Annotated in this window: 3 protein-coding genes; all 3 read left to right on the forward strand. The window is 63.2% G+C overall.

What is annotated here, in order from left to right:
* The first annotated feature begins 96 nt into the window (after positions 1-96).
* Positions 97-837 (forward strand): TnsA-like heteromeric transposase endonuclease subunit, encoded by a 741-nt coding sequence (locus ACTWP6_RS30010; protein ID WP_011894084.1) that lies wholly within the window; start codon positions 97-99, stop codon positions 835-837.
* A 123-nt stretch (positions 838-960) separates the two neighbouring features.
* Positions 961-2,925, forward strand: coding sequence for a Mu transposase C-terminal domain-containing protein (locus ACTWP6_RS30015; protein ID WP_005148662.1), 1,965 nt, complete (start codon positions 961-963; stop codon positions 2,923-2,925).
* A partial coding sequence (locus tag ACTWP6_RS30020) for an ATP-binding protein (protein WP_443189611.1) occupies positions 2,913-3,583 on the forward strand: 671 nt, incomplete at its 3' end. The genes ACTWP6_RS30015 and ACTWP6_RS30020, both read left to right, overlap by 13 nt.

The following is a 3,583-nucleotide window of genomic DNA, read 5'->3' on the forward strand; positions in this document are numbered from 1 at the left end:
TGTCCGTTCTCATTGATTCTGGGGCATTCTCATTGAATCTGGGGTAAGTGCGTGTCTTTCTCATTGAATCTGGGGCACGAGGCTTAGCGTTTATGTGTGCTGACGTCGGCTGTTTCGGCTGGGCCAGGTGTAGCGAGTGCAGTGGACTTGGAGTTCAACACCCGCGAGGGATGCACGCGGCAATCGCTGGACCGATGTGCTGCAACCCGGTTTGAGTTGGACTGTTCACCAGTGCGGAATTTCCCCTCGTTTCGAGGTCAGCGTAACTTTCCCGGGCTGTGGTGGTTCGCCACAACCGGCGCACATGTAGGTCACGAGTCCTGGGTAGAACGTGACCAGTTGATGGCGTTGGATGCCGATCCGGATGTTGTTGGTGTTCTGTCGCAACCATTTTGGATTCATTGGCGTGACGGCACGCGGCATGCTCCTGACTACTTCGTGCGGCGCCGCGATGGATCTGTCGTCGTAGTCGACGTTCGTGAGGACGACCGGATCTCTGACGCTGATCGGGACGTGTTCGATCGGTCTGCCGCCACGTGCGCGATGGTCGGTTGGGATTACCTGCGTGTCGGTTCCCTCGATCCAGTGCTGCGGGCGAATCTACGTTGGTTGTCGGGTTATCGGCATCCGCGAGTATTGAAGATCGGTTTGGCTGATCAACTGGCGGAGGTCTTCGCTCGGGTCCGTCCGTTGATGGCTGGTGTGCACGCGGTCGGGACTCCTTTGGTGGTGCTGCCCGTACTGTTTCATCTGCTCTGGCACGGCCGTTTAGTTGCCGATCTGCAAGGAGCGGCACTTGGCGACGACACGGCGATTGGCCTCGGGACCGGGTGGTGACCTGACGTGCGAACGGGTGTCGTCCGAGAGGGAGACGAAATCCGTTTATCAGCAGGTGTTTTCACCGTCGTAACCCTGTCGGGCGGATCAGCTCGACTGGTTGACGCTGTCGGCGAGCAGATTGTGGTGCCGCTCTCGCAGCTGATGGTTGATCCGGCATTGGAATTGGTGTCGGGGTCGCGACCGCCACTGTGTTCTGAGGAAATGCTGGCTGGCATTCCCGAGGCAGCCGTCGAGCAAGCACGGTGGTGGGAGCGCCACATCGTGGAGATCCTCAGCGGCCGCCCGCCTGGGACGGCCGCGGGCATTCGTCCCCGCCCAGAGTTCGACACGGCGAAACGATCTCTGCGGCAGCGTGAGCTGGCCAAGTTGGACGAGCTGCGTGCCGCCGGCCACGACGTGAGTCGGAATGCGTTGCAGCGTCGCCGATTTGCCTACGAACGGGACGGGCTCCTGGGAGTGGTTGACGGGCGCCATAATCGGCGGCGCGCGGTATTCGGCCGTGTGGACGACCGTGTCGTCGCCGCGGTGCGGGATGCGATCGAGGGCGAGACCGACCTGTCAACGGGAACGGTGCAGCGTCTGCAACGGCGGGTCGCCAAGACGCTGGTGGCCACCTATGGTGCCGACGACGCGCCCGCGATGCCGTCGCAGCCCACCTTCTACCGGCTGGTCAAGCGCCTCGCGGAAGGACGGCACACGTTCGGGTCAGCACGGACGCGGCGATCGCTGTCCAAGCAGCCCGATGGCCCATTCGGGTCGATCACCGTGGTGCGCCCCGGCGAGATGGTGGAAATCGATTCAACCCTTCTGGATGTACGGGTAGTGCTCGATGACGGCATGGTAGACCGAGTCGAGCTGACTGCGATGGTCGACAACGCTACGCGGTCCATCCCGGCCGCGGTGCTGCGACCGACGACCAAAGCAGTGGACGCGTCACTGCTCTTGGCGCGGGCATTGACGCCCGAACCGATGCGCCCGGGATGGGCCGATGCGCTGCGGATGTCCCGGTCGGTACTTCCGCACCACAGCCTGACCAGTGTCGATCAGCGCCTGGCCGATGCTGCGGCCAGGCCGGTGATCGCTCCCGAGACGATCGTCTGCGATCACGGGAAAGCGTATCTGTCCCAAACATTTCGGCAAGCGTGCTGCACATTGGGGATCAATCTGCAGCCGGCTCATCCCGACTGCCCGACCGATAAGCCGAAGATCGAGCGGACATTGCAGTCGGTGGGCACCCTGTTCGCACAGTACGTGGCCGGTTACGTCGGTTCATCGGTGGAGCGGCGTGGGAAAAACGCCGAGGACGACGCGGTGTGGTCGATGATTGAGCTGCAGGCGCTGCTGGACGAGTGGATCATCGCGGTGTGGCAGAACCGCCCCCACGATGGCCTGCGGGATCCGGTGACGCCGGGGAAAGCGTTGTCTCCCAACGAGAAATACACTGCCCTCGTTGAGGTGGCTGGCTATGTACCGGTCCCACTGGACGCCGACGACTATATCGAATTGCTTCCCGTGCAGTGGCGCACAATCAACAGTTACGGGGTCCGGATCAACCATCGCACCTATGACGCCAAGGCGCTCAACCCATACCGGCGCCAGCATTCCGGGGTCGATGCCCGTAACGGACAGTGGGAAGTGCACTACGACCCGTATGACGTGTCGAGGATTTGGGTGCGCAATCACCACGAAGACGGATGGCTGGCCGCGACGTGGACGCACCTTCGGTCCTCGCCGGTGCCGTTCGGCGAGACACTGTGGCGCCACGCCCGCTCCGTAGCCGACCGCAGAGGGGCCCAGAAGACCCAGGAAGCGGAGATTGCGGCCATCGCGGAGGACTTGCTGGACCGCGCCGCCGCTGGGCCGCAGCAGCAGACGAAAGCCGAGCGCCGAGTGACTGGACGGACCAGCGCCGCGAGCGCCGGCCGGGACTGGCCGGACCCGACGGAATCATCCGAACATCATGGCCCGTCACCGTCGGAACGGGCCGCCGACAACGAGACTTTCGACGATGACGGCGAGATGGCGGAGGTCATACCCCTGCCGGTGTTTGATGCACGCAAGGAGGCCCAAACGTGGCGACTGTGACCGAGATTGCGGCGGTGGGTCAGTTAGAGGATCGCCGCCAGCCGACCACGACGCTGGAGGGCTGGCGGCGTTTTGTTGATGCCGATCCGCCGGAGTTCACGTTGCTCGCCGACGACGAGTGGGCCAGCCTCGGTGAGGACGAGCGGACGGCCTACAACGAGGCCCGGGTTGCGCATCATTCGGAGCTGGTGGTGGTCACCACGTCGGCGATCGAAGCGATCACCCATCAGGGCCGGCTGTTGACATTGCTCAACCAGCGCGAGATCGGGGCCCGGCGCGGGCTGATCATCTCCGGCGGGGCAGCGACGGGGAAAACTACGGCGATCAAGCAACTGGGTCGGTTTCACGAATTGCGCACCCGTGCACGGTTTCCCGGCGATGAGAGCCGGATTCCGGTGGTGTATGTGACGGCCCCGCCGAAAGGGTCGCCCCGCAAGTTGGCGATGGAGTTCGCACGGTTTCTGGGGCTTCCCACGCTCAATCAGCGGATGAACGTGACCGATATTTCCGATGCCGTGTGCCAGGTGCTCATCGATGCCCGTACCGACATCGTGGTGGTCGATGAAATCCACAACCTCAACCTCGACACCCGCGCCGGCGAAGAACTGTCCGACCACCTCAAATACTTCACCGAGCATCTGCCTGCGACATTCGTTTA

Origin of the sequence: Mycobacterium sp. 4D054, from assembly GCF_052245755.1 — a bacterium.
Classification (GTDB): Bacteria; Actinomycetota; Actinomycetes; order Mycobacteriales; family Mycobacteriaceae; genus Mycobacterium.